General features: G+C 43.7%; 1 protein-coding gene. It reads left to right on the plus strand.

What is annotated here, in order from left to right; translation table 11 throughout:
• Positions 1-74: 74 nt before the first annotated feature.
• Positions 75-1,286 (plus strand): IS256 family transposase, encoded by a 1,212-nt coding sequence (locus ACRN9H_RS19620; protein WP_259581269.1) that lies wholly within the window; start codon positions 75-77, stop codon positions 1,284-1,286.
• Positions 1,287-1,317 lie beyond the last annotated feature (31 nt).

The following is a 1,317-nucleotide window of genomic DNA, read 5'->3' on the forward strand; positions in this document are numbered from 1 at the left end:
GAGACTGTAACTAATTTTGTGTAACTGCTTATCAAAAAGTACTCTATAGAGAGTCAAGGATAGGCAGATTACTCATGAACAACAAAGATATTGAAGCTTTTGCTAAAGAAGCAGCTAAAAGCATTAAAACACCTGAAGACTTAAATCAATTCAGTCAAATGCTGAAAAAGATAACGGTTGAGGCCGCCCTTAATGCCGAAATGGACGAGCACCTCGGCTATGATAAGCATCAAAAATCTACCTCAACTAATAGCCGTAACGGTAAAACCAGTAAGCGTATTCAGACTGAAGATGGCCAGTTTGAGCTTGATACGCCACGAGACCGTGACGGCAGCTTTGAGCCTAAATTGGTCAAAAAGCACCAGTCCAGATTTACCTCGATGGACGATAAAATATTGTGGCTCTACGCTCAAGGCATGAGTACCCGCGATATCGTTCAAGCCTTTGATGAATGGTACGGCGCAGATATATCGCCAACGTTGGTTTCTCGTGTAACCAATGCCGTTCTCGAGCAAGTGGTAGAGTGGCAGAGCCGGCCTTTAGATGCCATTTACCCCATAGTTTACCTTGATTGCATCGTCGTAAAAATCCGTCAGGATAAGCGGGTTATCAACAAATCTATTTTCTTAGCGCTAGGTGTTAACCTTGAAGGCCACAAAGAGCTGATGGGGCTTTGGATAGCGGAAAATGAAGGCGCTAAGTTCTGGCTAGGTGTACTCACTGAGCTGCAACAACGAGGCGTTGAGGACATTCTCATCGCTTGCGTAGATGGCCTAAAAGGCTTCCCTGACGCCATAAATACCGTTTATCCAACCACTCATGTCCAACTCTGTATCGTGCATATGATTAGGAACTCGTTAAAGTACGTATCGTGGAAAGACTATAAGGCGGTAACCGCTGGTCTTAAAAGCATCTACCAGTCCGCTACGGAGGAAGAAGCGTTACTCGAACTCGAGCATTTCAGCAATGCCTGGGATGACCAATACCCTCAAATCAGCAAGTCGTGGCATAACCATTGGCATAACTTAACTACGTTCTTCAACTACCCTCAGGATATTCGTAAGGCTATCTACACGACCAATGCCATTGAGTCATTAAATAGCGTGATTAGGAGAGCGTTGAAAAAACGTAAGGTGTTTCCTAATGATGACTCGGCCAAGAAAATGATTTACCTTGCCATAAAAGAAGCCAGTAAAAAATGGACCATGCCCATTCGAAACTGGCGTACTGCGATGAGCCGATTTATTATTGAGTTCGAAGACAGAATTGTGAAGCATATTAACTAAATTGCAGTTACACAGAATCTGTTACACCCTC

It is taken from the genome of Shewanella sp. MF08487 (assembly GCF_050848685.1).
Classification (GTDB): domain Bacteria; phylum Pseudomonadota; class Gammaproteobacteria; order Enterobacterales; family Shewanellaceae; genus Shewanella; species Shewanella glacialipiscicola.

What these genes read in the sequence shown, in the direction of transcription:
- ACRN9H_RS19620 (WP_259581269.1), top strand. Translation starts at nt 75, where the DNA reads ATGAACAACAAAGATATTGAAGCTTTTGCTAAAGAAGCAGCTAAAAGC.